The sequence below is a fragment of the Nostoc sp. FACHB-110 genome, assembly GCF_014697425.1.
Classification (GTDB): domain Bacteria; phylum Cyanobacteriota; class Cyanobacteriia; order Cyanobacteriales; family Nostocaceae; genus Nostoc_B.
Map to the genome: position 1 here is coordinate 133,739 of NZ_JACJRU010000007.1, position 13,876 is coordinate 147,614.

The window sequence follows — 13,876 nt, forward strand, 5'->3', positions numbered from 1 at the left end:
TTGATGGGTAATTATTATCTCTGCTTCATTACCAATTTCTTGTTCAATCAAACCCAGGTGCAGCAGATGAAGAAATTATTTAAAGGCATTTTAGGATTGGGCAGTGATGAAGGCTTTATGCATTTCATCGAGAACATTGAGGTAATAGTTTCTAAAGTTTTATCTGTGTTAATGGTGTTTGTGATTTTAGCTGCGATCGGTGACTTAGGAGTTTTTTTAATTAGAGAATTATTCGATACCCCTTATGGAAAATTCAACACAACTTTATTTAAAATATTTGGCTTATTTCTCAATATTCTAATTGCTTTAGAAATTTTGGAAAATATCACAGCTTATTTGCGAAGACACGTTTTTCAGGTGGAATTAGTAATTGTCACTTCTCTCATAGCTGTATCTCGAAAAATTATTATTTTAGATTTAGAAAAAGTAACAGGTATTGACATAATTGGTCTGGGAATTGCAGTTTTAGCATTGTCAATTAGTTATTTAATAATTCGCTCCAGTAATTCCAAGCAGTCGCGCTAATTAGCATCTTTACCCAAGAGATTCAGATATATTTTATATTAATTGAATAGGATAAATATTCTTACCAAAGCGATATAAATAAGCAGATAATTAGCCTGTATGGTCAGCCAATCATACTTACTCTGCGATTGGCAGGCTTTATTGGGATAGCCTCAGACTTTTAGTTCAAGGAGTTTAATATCCAGTCTTTGATATCATATATATTTAGTTATAAATATAGGACTTACGCAAAATATCTCTCAAACTCTCATTTCTCCGTGAACTCTGCGCCTCTGTGGTTCGATTTTCCGTAGCTTGTGCGTAAGTCCTGAAATATTATTCACTTTATTTGCTATAAGTTAACCCAGGCACTTATTGTAGAAGTCGTTGTCATACAAGCTGACTAATACAACATAGTAGAACTAAAGATACCATTTCAAGTTAATGAAAAGCTTGTGATATAAGCTTTTTGACTTTTGACTTCCGCCTGGCGGTACTAGTGTCGCCAATCCAATAGGATAGCTATAGCTGTCTTCAATTATTTATCAAAAAATCTCATCTCTATTACCTATTTCTATCCTCGATTCTATTCATCCCAGGACTTACGCATGAAAACGAAAAATCAAGGGTTTGGAGAAGCGGGCAAGAGTGTAGGGGTTAATGGGTCTATGTATCCAAAAACCCATTAACCCCACACCCGACACCCATTAACCCAGCCTTCACAGACAATCTTTGTGCGTAAGTCCTACATCCATAAAGTAATTCGTAAATCAAATATGAAACTCATATTTGATTTGGGAAAAAACTCAGTATACCTAAAACTCATTGCTGACCTATTTCCTGTTTTGTTCCTTCACAAATATGTTCATTTATCAAATCAGATTCATCTAGGATGGTTATATGACTTTTTTTACCTTTGAAGCAGATTTTGTAGATTCTCTGCGTTGTATCCCCATGCAAGTGCGCTATAAATTAGATACTTGTGGTATCAAGCTGAAGCTATCTGATTGGCACGAATTAACTCAGGCTGAACGTGAAGCTTTAGTGGAATTGCCTTGTACAACTCAAACAGAAATAGAAGCTTATCAACAATATCTCCAACAGTTAATTTTAGAACGAACAGGTACACCTGCATCACAATTACCGATAGAAGCATATCCCCTTTGGATGGACTCGAGTGTGATACCAGCTAACCTCCAAGAAAAAGCCCAAGAGTTTGGTGTACAGTTAACTTTAGAAGATTGGATGAATTTAAGCCCTCTACAACGGTTTGTCTTAATTAAACTTAGCCGTCCTGGGCATGAAAATAAAAATTTTCCTAGGGCGATCGCAGAATTTAATCTGGTTTAATTTTAGTCAAGAGTTAATAGTCAACAGTCAATAATTACGATTAAATGGACTATTGGCTGTTGGCTGATAACTAAAAATTGAGGATAGCAAAATATGACAGCAAAGAAGATTTTGATGCTGGTAGGGGACTATGTAGAAGACTATGAAATTATGGTTCCCTTTCAAGCTTTACAAATGATAGGGCATACAATTCACGCCGTTTGCCCAGATAAAAAAGCTGGAGACAAAATTAGAACAGCAATTCATGATTTTGAAGGCGACCAAACTTATAGTGAAAAACCAGGGCATAATTTCACTTTAAACGCCACCTTTACTGAGATAGATGTTAATAGCTATGATGCGTTAGTGATTCCTGGTGGACGCGCCCCAGAGTATATTCGCCTCAATGAAAGAGTTTTAGAAATTACGCGGCACTTTGCTCAAGCAAATAAGCCAATTGCTGCTATTTGTCATGGGTTGCAGTTATTAGCAGCTGCTGATGTTCTTCAAGGTAAACGCTGTACAGCCTACCCCGCTTGTAGTCCAGATGTGCGCGCATCTGGCGGTATTTATGTGCAGATACCAGTAAATGAGGCGATTGTTGATGGTAACTTAGTCACAGCACCTGCTTGGCCCGCCCATCCCCGTTGGCTAGCAGAATTTCTGAAAGTGCTGGGTACGAAGATTGAACATCCAGAAGTGGCTGCGGTGTGACCTCAATTCTCATCTTTCAGCCAAAGACTGACCAACAAAGTTTATCTGTGGAGGCTGGGGTGAAAAGTGTAAGGGTTTGGATACATACACCCCCATACCCCTGCACCCTCTTTTCCTAAAACCTGAATTTTTCGTTCTCTTGCGTAAGCCCTAGAAATAATAGAGGCTAGAGCGTCGTTGAATTTAGCTAGTTTATATTTATTGGATATTATAAATGGTGGCAAATACTACTAAATGTTGCCTTGTTTGAGCGTATTTAATTATTGTCAGGTTTCAATTGTACAACAGCTATGTATTATGATGAATCTGCTCAAGCAAATAGGCACATAAGATACTCCAAGTAACTAGAATGCTTGTCAATATTGAAATAGATAATTTTAAATTTTGCATTAGCAAATTTTGAATTTGTTAGCAGAGACTAAAGCTATAGTGGATTTAGCAATTCTGATTTAGGTGTGGCGCAGGTTAATTCCTAAGATCAGAGTTTTGGATGAATTAGTTTGGGAAGAAACTCTAACTCGATGACAGGCAAAAACGCAAGACATAATGCATTTCTACGTCTGGTGTCTGGTAATGCAGCAGCTTTTGGTTCAGAATCTCGTTACACGCTCAACGCTACTAAAGAGGTAGTAATTGGACGTGACCCCAGCTGTCAAGTTGTCTTGGATGCCATGATTTATCGGATGGTATCTCGTCGTCATGCGGCGGTTCGCCCCCTTTCTTCGTCACCAGATAACCAATCTACGTGGGTAATTTGCGATTTAAATAGTGCTAATGGCACTTATCTCAATGGTCAACGTTTTTATGGGTGTCAAGAATTACAGCCAGGCGATCGCATCGGTTTAGGTAGTGATGGGCCACAATTCGTGTTTGAATATGATGTGGTATCGCCACCAACAATGATGACAAAACAAGTCGCTCCATTACCTTCAGCGACTAACTACCAAAACCACACCCAAATTAAACAGCCAGATTCGGTCAGCTTTACACAACTTTTTCCGATTATTTCAACTGGTAAAGATTTAACCCGTAAAGCTTACCTTGTACCCGGAATACTCACAGTCGTTTTTGTAGTACTAATGTTCGCAACTGTGGGTCGGCCCCAAGCTAACCAAGTCATTGTTGCTACTTACATCGCCTTTGTTGTTTACTACTTTGTTTATCAACTTTGTGGTAAGCCAAAGCCTTGGTGGGTACTGCTTGGTACAGCACTCACAACAGCTTTAATTTTGCTCAGTCCACTTTTAGATTTATTTATCTTTGTTTTTCGTGTTGTTTTACCAGGAAATTTGCCTTCACCCCAAGACTCTACTACTTTGACAGAACTGCTAGTACGTATGTTCTTTGGTGCAGGGTTAATGGAAGAATTACTCAAGGCATTACCTGTATTAGGAGCCTATTTTATTGGACGCTCTTTACCTTCACCTTGGCGAGAACGTATCGGTGTGTGGGAGCCGCTTGATGGAATTCTTCTGGGAACAGCTTCAGCTTTAGGCTTCACACTTTTAGAAACCTTGGGGCAGTATGTACCTGATATCACTCAAAATGTCAGCCAACAGGTGGGAATTGGTGCAGCTGGTCAACTCGCAGGTTTACAACTATTAATTCCCAGGATTTTAGGCTCGGTGGCTGGTCATATGGCCTACAGTGGTTATTTAGGATATTTTGTGGGTTTAGCTGTCCTTAAGCCCAGCAAGAGTTGGCAAATACTGTCGATTGGCTACCTGAGCGCGTCTGCACTCCACGCTTTGTGGAACGCAACAGGTTCAATCAATGCGGTGCTGTTAATTATTGTGGGAGTTTTATCTTATGCTGTTTTAATGGCAGCAATTTTGAAGGCGCGGGCATTATCACCAAACCGCTCGCAAAATTTTGCAACTCGCTTTCTTGGCCCTAAGTAATTTGGTGTGTAGTGAAAGACTGAGCATCAAGTTAGCAGATTAAGCAGAGGAAGTGATTTGGCTCGGATGGATTGGTAAAACCCACGCTTAAACAGCAATTGCCAATCCAAAATCCAAAATGCTATGGCCTTTAATATTATGTCCGGCTAATCCGTGGTGATGCGACAAATTTGTGCAGAAATGACAAACTCTCTCCCCTGCCCCCCTGCGGCCTTAATGGTAAGTCTTTAACAGGACAAGACATAACACCTAGAAACTTTTCACTTTGATAGCTATCATCTATTATAAAAATCTGTCTGGTTGCTCCTGCCTACTTCTGGAACTGGGCTGGTTAAATTCTCAAGTTCTATCTTCAGATAGATGGTGCTGGTTGGAAAATTAACTTAATTTGAGATTATGCTAGACTTCTTCTATCAAAAGAAGTAACAACTGAAATATTTGAAACTTTAATACAAATACTACATAAAGCCAAACCAGTAGCCACGAGCATTCCAGGCAATTCAAGAAATATTGACAGGAGTAGGACAGATAATTAAGCTTCTGTTTGTGAGTTGTCTAGTTGTTTGATTGCATAGTAAGCGATCGCTACACTTAATTTTGCTTGCTCAATTTCTGATAGACTCGCCCAATCTTTACTTGCAACGTTATTAATGATTGCTGTCAGATTTTGTGGTTCACTGCTACGCATCGCATAAGCGTATGGACGGGCGAAGACTGCTAAATCATCTGTTTCCCAACCAGGTAACACCGCTTGCACGCATTCTACGAGTTGTTCTCCCATCGATTGTTGAGACGCGAAAATTTCAGTAGCTTTTTGAGCGATCGCATCTAGCCAGCCATGAGGTATTTTAGCAGCAAAGGCAGTATGTAAAGTTTCTTGAAGTCCAGTTAAAATGCTACTACGCGTATTACACTTGTAGTATGAACAATTGGTAACTTCTGACCACAAACTGTCTAATTTGCCGTAAAAAGAATCGGCTCTAGTGTGTAATTCTTCTTCTAGTAAGTCTTGCATTACGAATTGCCGTTCCATTTCAACAAAATAGGTTTCGGCTTCATCATCAGCAGGATTCCAAGGGTAGGTAGCATCTTCAGGTTCTAAAAGTGCTTCTAATAGTTCTAATTCCACTTGAGATGTTAAATGTGTGATGTTTTCAGAATTGTGAGTTTTGTTAATCATTTGTCGGCTCCTGATGAATTATTTAGCAGTACTGACTGCTACAAGTTACAAAATAGAATTTCCGTAAAATTAAACTGATTTTGTTAATCGGGGCTAATTAGGTAAAAGCGATGAGTTAGCAGTATGGGATATGATATAAAACTCATGTTTTTGCCGCTACTTTAGTGTCCCAGTTTTATTCTTCAATCAAAAATTCCCAAGTTTCACCCCGAGAACTACCAAACTTTAATTGCATTCCTGATGTTAAAGGTACTTCCTCTCGGAGGATTTGTTGCCATCCATTATTGTGGAAACACCATGTTGTGCCGTAGGTAGACAAATCCTGTAAGTAATAAGTTTGTACTGAAGTTGTGCCATTAAAACTATTGCGGCATAAAATTTCGGCATGGCGCTTAGAAACCGATGGTTCTGGGATGACAATATCGTTTTCTTTCGTGCGACCAATGCGATTGACACCAGCCCGCAAAAACCAAGTTTTCCCACCAGGGGAAAGCGATCGCAAACAAGCAGTAGATACAGGAGAATTGATAGTGGATATGATGCTATCTGGAAGTTCGGTAATCCCTTCATCAAAACTTTTAATTAGTTCGCCACTAAAATCGGGATGTAGATAAAGAACAGGCAAAGTCCAAGCAGGTTGATTGTACTTATATAGGGTTAACAATTCTTGTCGCGCTTCTGCTACTGCTTCATCAATTTGCTTGCGCGATCGCAATGCTTCTGTAAACGCTTTAATAAAACTGCGGCTTTCGTGGTCGGCAATTTCATCTCGCATTCCTAAAACTGCTGGTACACCTTGACGAATTAGCACTTCTGCTAGACTACTAGTAGCGATCGCTTGGTGATTGATAGCTGCTGGTTGCGCGCCCCAACAAGCATTAAAAACTGCTAATTTTAACCCACTGCGCGTTAACACTTGCGCTAATTCAATGCCATTCAGGGTCATCCCCGGACGCAAAAATAATAAACCTCCGTCTGGCCCTGGTAAGCCATGACCCGCATAGAAAAAGACATTATAAGCTTTGGTTTCTAATTCTTGAATTAACTCTTCTGGTGTGGGTTGAATGAGGGTTTTCACCATGCAAGGTGCGTATCCTGAAGAATTCCGAGTCACTGAACGATGACTCAGAATTTGTTCGAGGATAGTGGCTTCTTGTTCGAGTTGTAGGTTGTCATCTTCTCCTAAGACCAGCAAAATATTAATTGCTTGATCTGTACGTAGGTATGGCAGAGGCTCAACTTCACTGGTAGTGCGGCTGAATAGCACATCTTGTGACAGAGAAATTGCTGATTGCCCTGGTTCGCGCTGCATAATTTCCCAAGGTAGCGCGATTAAGTCTGGGTCACGAATTTCTAACTGAAAACGTAAACGCTTATGTTGCCCCATCGCAATGCCGCGACTGCGTTCTAGACTACCGAGAATTGGCCCGTCAAATACCCAACGCCATAAATAAATACCCAAATATTGCATTAAACGGCCACCGTAACCAGGCATATGACCGAAAGACGTTGAACCCAAGTTGAGCGAGAGAGGATTAGTTGTAGGCGGTGCTGTTCTGGCTGTTATTTGCAAGCCGCTATGACCCACAAACATTTGCTGCCACTCTTGCCAAATCTGAGTGAGTTCCGCAGGCCACACACAGTCACGCAGAACATAGCCACTAGGATAGGGAGCATTTACCACCCAAATGGCAAAATTATCTGTGCCAGTGTTTATCAGACGGGCTATCGCCAGGTTCAGGGATGGCATGGTTTGTTCAAACTAAAAAGCAAAATTCAAAAATTGGCAACCACAATTTTCCGGCAGGAAAACTTTTTCTTGAGAGTTTTATATCTAGTCATTAGATGTATTATTCCAGTTTTCTACAAGTTTATCGAGTATTTCCATTATTTTCACTGTTACGACTGGGGACATTAGACTCAGAATTTTCGGGTGTTGATGGTTGTAGTCCAAGTTCACAGGGATTTTCATCGTTTTGTAAAACAGTGATATTAGAGCGTTGAAGTTGAGATAATTTTACCTGAATTATTTTTTTGTTTGAAGAAACGGGATTATCTTGGGCAGAACATAGCCGTAATTGAACCAAACTATCTTGTGGGGCTGGGGTATCAGGTGGTTCTAAAGAAATCACTTCTAAATAACTCTTAGCGGGCAATTTTTGATTACCTAGGGAAATTTCTTGGCTATTAGTAATTACAGCACCGCGAGTCAGATTAGCTGGAGAAACCTGATTAGGAGTTTCAGCCGCAGTTGGTTGGACTGTACTAGCTGGGTTAGCAACGAAAGGAAGTGTCGAGAGCGATCGCAACCGCATGGCCACATATCCTAAAGAACCTGCGATGATGACTAAAATCAAAGGGACAATCAAATGTAGCGGTAGTTGACCAATTGATCCAGGCTTTTTAACTTGAGGAATTAAGGTTTTTTGTTCCGAAACATCTTCTAATAAAGTTTGCTGTGGTGCTGTGGGTTTTAAGTTGGCGGTTTTAATACTGGGACGTTCGGGAATCACAGCCTTAATGGGTAATTCTGGCTCGATATATTTGACTTGATAATGAACTAAGGCGATCGTTACATTATCATGACCGTTTTTAGTATTCGCAATTTCCAGCAACTTGTCACTAACTGTTACTAAGTCAATTTCTTCTGTCAAAATTGGTAAGATTTCTGTTTCCCAATATTCTTCCACACGATCAAAATCGCTCAATCCATCAGATGTCAGCAGAAACACTGCATCTTCATCCAACATAAATCGCTGTGCTGTTGGATGTAATGACGGGCTAGGACTCATCCCTAAGGCTTGCACCAGAGAACCAGAACCGCTTTGCTGCACAGCCTCTCGATAAATAGCATAACCAAGGCGGACTTCTCGTGAAGCCACATCATCGTCAAGGGTGACTTGATAACAGCCATCGCGGGTAATCCAATAAGCGCGACTATCACCAACGTGAGTAATATACATTTCGTGCGCTACTGGCAATGCCATCACCAAAGTCGTCCCCATTCGCTTGCGACCTTGACGGTGTTCGCTGTCATTGCGTTGGCTGATTTTATCATTGGCTACGGCTGCTGCTTGTTCTAAATCAGTCAACAACATCGAGGGGTCGATATGGTCATAAGGAACTTTCGTCAGTTGTTGGACTTGCTGTTGAATTGTCTCAATGGCTAAATTAGAGGCAATATTCCCGCCTTCGTGACCACCAATGCCATCACAGACAATTGCCAAGGCCGTAGCTTGCGGGGGTTTGCTCAGTAGCGTTCCACTGGGTGGGTAACAAGCGTCTTCGTTACGTTGTCGTCTGGGGCCTGTGTCCGTTTTGGTAATAATTTTAATTTTTGGTGATTGCGATTTCCCTAATTCTGACAATCCTTTATCCAAAACAGCAATTAGCACTTCAGTAGAAGTGATTTCTCCCTGAATCAGAAAGCTGCTAACTTGGTTGATAAATTCAGCGATACATGGTTGAGCATCTGGCACTAATTGTTGCCAAAACTCCCCTAATTGCGACAGTTTTGGTGCAGATGAGGGATCAAATCGCAATTCTAATAAACGAACTAAAGGCCCTTCTACTCTTAATAAGTGGGGTTCTATTAAACTTGAAGCGACACCTTCACTAAAAAGTGGTTGCCAGAGATGGGCGATTTGCCATAACCAATTGAGTTGACGCATTGATGTGGTGCTGCGCCAAGCATTGAGCAATTGGGGATACAATCCGACTTGTGAACCTGTCGCGTCTACCAGTAAAGGTGATTTTTCTAAAAGTAAGATTTCTTGACGCGAGCGTCCGTCTTTGAGCGGGAGGACTCCATATACCTGAGGTATATGTAAGCGATAGGGAATTAGTCTTAAATAAGCTCTGATGGTCTGTAAGTTTTCTATTTCTAGTCCTTGGGGAAGTAACCCAGGTTTCGTATCTAAAACCACAGATTTATTGATGACTAAATAGCGATCGGCTAATATTTCCCCAGGACTACCCACATTTAAACCATCACCCATAGCCCAGAGATATCTTTTGGGTATGGGTGTAGAGCAGCGTTGGCAAAACTTATGCGTCAGGGGGTTGGCAGCCTGACAAAGTTCGTTTGGGCAGTAGAGGGTTGCCGCATCATTTTCCATAGTGTTCGCACTGATCAGCGATTGGCAATTTCTTCACAAGCATGGGAGCGGTAATCTAGACCGCTTTTATTTTTCTAAATAGACAGACGCATCCTTATGGGGATCGTAATTCTAGTTTGCTACTGAATCTCAGCAAATGCTAATTTTTAAGTGACTAAATTTTTGTGAATACCATACTCCTTGGCCAATTCTACAGCCTCAATCATAGCTTCTCTTACTCTATGACTTTCCGTCGCCAGAGCAACTAACTTTCACCCTGTCAACAAAGCTTAACCTCAAATTATCTGACACTGTTTGCTTTTAGTAAATTACAGTATTAAAAATGGACGTACATAGCAACCCTGTTTGATTTTTTCAGTTGGAATGAGTTTTCCGTAAATCGGTCGGCTGCAATAAATATTGTTGACATCAAGCACAGAACAGGGTGAGAAAGAGTTTGAGCCTGATTTACTTTTATTTACACAGTTTGGTTTTATTGCATTGACTTACTTAGTAAATTAGATTTATTTTTAACTCCTAGGCAGACTGCTTTGGAAGTATCTTTATTTTTAGTTTATAAGTCAAGATGATTCAATTACAGTTAAAAACTGCCTAGATGAGACTTTCAGCTTGATGGGCAAAACTCTATTGCCACAAAGCTTTGATTATTTTTGGCAAAAGTTTGAGTGATAAATTTCTTAATGTCAATTAATTTTAATTAAGAATTAAAAAATTAGACAAAGTAGCGGATTAACTATTTATAACTTATTATAGAAATCCAGTTTAGTTACTGAAAGATGCTGATGTTAGGAGGAAGCAAAGAGCAACTAATCAAGCAGCTGGTAAACTATTGATTTTTGGCAAATATTTGTGTCTAAGTCTGAAAAAGCAAGGGTTATAGCGTCAACAGTCGTTAATTCAGGATGATTTTGATCTGGTATCCACTCAATTGTGCGATCGCTACTTCATGAAGCAAAAACTTTCTTCTCAAAATTTTAGGGGCATAATACTGCCCCTAAAATTTTGAGAGTGACACATCACTCATAATTTTGACCAAGAACAACCCAAAACAAGGTCATGCTCATGAATTGTGCATCAGTTCCAAAACTTCTGAGTTATGGAAAGCACCAGCATATTTGGAAATGTTCTTTGTCATTTTGTATAGTTGACTATTTTTCTTCTACAGCAACTTGGGGTAGACCCATACTGTAGTTGGTGACACGAGCAGAGAGGTTGTAGCTGATTTCGCCTTTTTGGAGGAGCGATCGCAGATAATGCTCTAAGTCTGAACCAATGCGGCGTAAGTTGTAGTCGGTGAGGTCTACACCGCTAGATGCCTCTACTAATTCATCAAACTTGCGATAAATTTTTTGTAGCGCATCTTCATTCCAGTTGAATTCGTTGTCTGGGTCAACATCCAAAGTTAAAACCTGATGACTGGGAACCAGTTCGCCATCCCGGTCAATTTCTGCCGCAAAAATGCGGATATGCCGGGTTGTGGACTTCAGCAGCATTGGATTGTCCATAAAAAGGTTTAAGGTTTGGGTTGATTACACTGAAATCATTGTAGACTCTTGCCCTGCCTTTAATCTGCTCTACTCATTAGCTTTAGTTAACTAGTTAATAGACTATAGTCAACCAATGGGTGGATTTTTGATGCCATTCTCTATTGTCCCACTTGTTCGACCCCGACCGCATGACCCTAGTTAATGATTCCCATTCTCATTATCTCCTCCTAAATAGAGGTGCAAGATGTATTGCTAGTGAAAAATCAAAATTTTAGGGATGAGTAATTCATCAAAATCTCCTGAAAGTTCCTGATGAAAAAAACTAACATCAAGTGTTTTTACGTAATTACGGTGAAGCTGACTCTAGGATTAATTAATTTCTCAAAAGCCAGCAAATTTACTTACGTACAAACACTAAAATCCAAGTAACAAGTTAAACTGTTGTTGACGTTAACATAAAGTTGATGTAAAAACCTTTAAAAAGCTAGAACAACTTCTTACAGAAACTTTATTGTATAGAATCTTAAAAACTGAATAATAGTTATGGCTTACCTAATCCACTTCTGGCATGGGAAGAGCGCAACTAAGTCAGTGCCAGGCTAGCTAAAAAAGTACAGGAGAGAAAAAAGTAATCCATATGTTATAGATTGAAAAAATTTCTTTATTCCAGCAGTATGGATTCAAAAAAGATATAAAGGATTTTCGTTGAGGATAATTTTCCTCGCTCTGATAACCACAAATGAATGGAATCCTCAAAACTATGAACTCAAAAGCATTACCACGCCAGATAAATAATATAGAAGTAGGTGTTTATGAGTGCGAAATACATCTGAAATTCCGATTAATTGAAGAGAAGAGTCTCCTAGGCGATCGCGAACAATTACTACAAGTGTTATTAGATGCTTTGACTGAAGGTTCTGATGACTTTCTAGAGACACTACAAGCCTCTGTGAAAGCTCAGGAGGTCTCAGAATTTAAAGCCTCGCCCCAAATGCGCCGCCAACTTATGCGCTTGCGTAATGCGGTTGATAACAGTCAATAGTTAAAACTTTGGACACTAGCAGATATTGTCATTAGTCTTCAATAGCCCATTTGGCATTGCGATCGCTTGTACAACCTAAAAATTGGCACACAAGCTGAGATTGACTTTGTTTTCCAACGACATCCAATCCGAACATCTACCAGTAGTCTTCACCCTTTGCACTACTAACCCATTTCTGATGTGGCGAAAAGTTCAGTAAGTACCGCGAATTGGCACTGTAATGCCTCTTTGGTTTGGTTGCTTGGCTGAAATAAGCTTTTCACACCAATTCGTCACGACTATTTTTTAAGCTGGTATAACCAATCTCCATACCTTGTAGGATGGGTAAAGGTTGCTGAAGATTTATCTTTTGGCTTTTTACTAACCAGGGTTTTGCTTGGATATGCAAAAGCGATAGCTAGCAATATTTAGCCTTAACTAAATCTCTTCAAAATATTATTTCACGCTGATGTATAGCAGGAGGTAAAAGTTTTACTATGCCTGGTATTTGTGCTTTTTAAATTTATCACCTATATTTCGACTGTTATAGTAATACGGTTCAGTTAAGCAAGTTTTTTTGTAGAGACAAGGAAACAGCCACAGAAACAACGCTCATCTGAACTGTATGAGCTTATTGAGTCGAGCAATTTTACTGTCATACCAATTGATGAAATAACACAAAATTAGACCTAGACAGTCATTCTCAATTTCAAATCTAAAATTTTACACAATTAAATCTTGTTATTTTGCCAGACCATGTTCTAGGGCAAAACGTACTAATTCTGTACGACTGTTTGTGCCTGTTTTACTGAACAAGCGGCTCACATATTTTTCTACGTTACGAACGCTAGTATCTAAGCGACGAGCAATTTCTTTATTCATTAGCCCTTCGGCCACCAAGTTTAAAACGCTCTGTTCTCTGGGGGTCAAGTCAATTTTGAACGGGGCGGGAGATTGAGAAATCGCACTGCGTTGCGTTAATAAAGCTTTGATTTGAGCAATTTGATTGGCGAGTTCGGCAATATCGGGAGTTTCACCATCTTCACCTGTCACAATAGGCTTCGTCGGACGGCGAGAGAGTAAATTTTCTACTATGGCGACTAATTCATCAGGATCAAAAGGTTTAGGTAGATAAGCATCCACACCTGCTTGATAGCCTTGAATGCGATCGCCTGTCATACCTTTAGCAGTTAAAAAGATGACTGGTAGTGACTGAAAGCGCGGATCTTCCCTGACTTGCTTGAGGAACTGATAACCATCAACTTGGGGCATCATGATATCAGAAATCACTAAGTCAGGTGTGTTCTGCTCCATTAAGTCCCACCCTTCACGGGCATTACTGGCAACTTGAACACTAAAACCGCTTTCTTGCAAATAATCTTTGACGGCTTCTCTTAATCCTGGTTCATCATCTACCAGTAACAATTGTGCTGACATTTAACGTTTCCTTAAGTCTACCTTTTCCAATTTAGCGAAAGTTGGCAGATAATAGTCATCTTTACAAGGGAACAGGGAACAGGGAACAAAGAAGTGGTGTTTTCTGCGAGTCAATTATCTGGGGAAGATGTATTACCAGGTTTTACATTGGATTTGACTGGGATTATCTAAAATTAAAGTCAAAT

General features: G+C 39.9%; 10 protein-coding genes. 5 read left to right on the plus strand and 5 right to left on the minus strand.

The annotated features are described in order from the left end of the window. The first annotated feature begins 66 nt into the window (after window positions 1–66). The 4 genes from H6G69_RS09680 (at window position 67) to H6G69_RS09695 (ending at window position 4,448) form a co-directional block, all read left to right on the plus strand. Window positions 67–525, plus strand: a complete 459-nt coding sequence (locus H6G69_RS09680) for a phosphate-starvation-inducible PsiE family protein (protein ID WP_190685358.1) — start codon at window positions 67–69, stop codon at window positions 523–525. Between the two features lie 879 nt (window positions 526–1,404). Then, window positions 1,405–1,854, plus strand: a complete 450-nt coding sequence (locus H6G69_RS09685) for a nitrate reductase associated protein (RefSeq protein ID WP_190685173.1) — start codon at window positions 1,405–1,407, stop codon at window positions 1,852–1,854. Window positions 1,855–1,947: 93 nt separating this feature from the next. Next, window positions 1,948–2,547, plus strand: coding sequence for a DJ-1/PfpI family protein (locus tag H6G69_RS09690; protein ID WP_190685176.1), 600 nt, complete (start codon window positions 1,948–1,950; stop codon window positions 2,545–2,547). A 521-nt stretch (window positions 2,548–3,068) separates the two neighbouring features. After that, a complete protein-coding gene (locus H6G69_RS09695; RefSeq protein WP_190685179.1) occupies window positions 3,069–4,448 on the plus strand; it encodes a PrsW family glutamic-type intramembrane protease in 1,380 nt (459 codons plus the stop codon). A 532-nt stretch (window positions 4,449–4,980) separates the two neighbouring features. On the opposite strand, the gene H6G69_RS09700 is transcribed toward H6G69_RS09695, so the two are convergent. From H6G69_RS09700 to H6G69_RS09715, 4 genes are all read right to left on the minus strand, one after another. Beyond that, window positions 4,981–5,628 carry a hypothetical protein gene (locus H6G69_RS09700; protein ID WP_190685182.1) on the minus strand — a complete coding sequence of 216 codons (648 nt, stop codon included), beginning with the start codon at window positions 5,626–5,628 and terminating at the stop codon, window positions 4,981–4,983. Window positions 5,629–5,803: 175 nt separating this feature from the next. Beyond that, complete coding sequence (locus H6G69_RS09705; protein WP_190685184.1) at window positions 5,804–7,378, minus strand: CHAT domain-containing protein; 1,575 nt, start codon at window positions 7,376–7,378, stop codon at window positions 5,804–5,806. Between the two features lie 121 nt (window positions 7,379–7,499). After that, a complete protein-coding gene (locus H6G69_RS09710) occupies window positions 7,500–9,746 on the minus strand; it encodes a PP2C family serine/threonine-protein phosphatase (protein WP_190685187.1) in 2,247 nt (748 codons plus the stop codon). A gap of 1,148 nt (window positions 9,747–10,894) precedes the next feature. Next, the gene (locus H6G69_RS09715) at window positions 10,895–11,251 is read right to left on the minus strand and encodes an NAD(P)H-quinone oxidoreductase subunit M (protein WP_190685191.1); all 357 of its coding nucleotides are present in this window, start codon (window positions 11,249–11,251) and stop codon (window positions 10,895–10,897) included. Window positions 11,252–11,993: 742 nt separating this feature from the next. On the opposite strand from H6G69_RS09715, the gene H6G69_RS09720 reads away from it, so the two are divergent. Then, window positions 11,994–12,275, plus strand: coding sequence for an Npun_R1517 family heterocyst differentiation transcriptional regulator (locus H6G69_RS09720; RefSeq protein ID WP_190685194.1), 282 nt, complete (start codon window positions 11,994–11,996; stop codon window positions 12,273–12,275). 720 nt (window positions 12,276–12,995) lie between these two features. On the opposite strand, the gene H6G69_RS09725 is transcribed toward H6G69_RS09720, so the two are convergent. Beyond that, window positions 12,996–13,691, minus strand: a complete 696-nt coding sequence (locus tag H6G69_RS09725) for a response regulator transcription factor (protein ID WP_190685200.1) — start codon at window positions 13,689–13,691, stop codon at window positions 12,996–12,998. Between the last annotated feature and the right edge of the window lie 185 nt (window positions 13,692–13,876).